Annotated in this window: 1 pseudogene; it reads left to right on the forward strand. The window is 66.7% G+C overall.

From position 1 onward, the window contains the following. Positions 1-268: pseudogene (locus tag EN859_RS37005) on the forward strand (pilus assembly protein TadD); the annotation flags it as partial. Between the last annotated feature and the right edge of the window lie 29 nt (positions 269-297).

The following is a 297-nucleotide window of genomic DNA, read 5'->3' on the forward strand; positions in this document are numbered from 1 at the left end:
GCTGGAGGGGGATCTCCGCACAGCCGAGACCTACATGCGCTCGGCCGTGCAGCAGCCGAACGCCGACAGCCGCGTGCGGCAGAACCTGGCGCTGGTCGTCGGCCTGCAGGGCCGCTTCGACGAGGCCGAAAAGATTGCCTCGCAGGAGCTTTCGCCCGAGCAGGCGCAGGCCAACATCGCTTATCTGCGCCAGATGCTCGCCCAGCAGAACGCCTGGAGCCAGCTCAAGGATCAGGACAAGGGCAAGGCGAAGGTCGCGACCAACTGACCGGGCGCGCTGTTTCCGGCGATTGCAAG

The sequence above is a fragment of the Mesorhizobium sp. M00.F.Ca.ET.216.01.1.1 genome (genome assembly GCF_004010325.2).
Classification (GTDB): domain Bacteria; phylum Pseudomonadota; class Alphaproteobacteria; order Rhizobiales; family Rhizobiaceae; genus Mesorhizobium.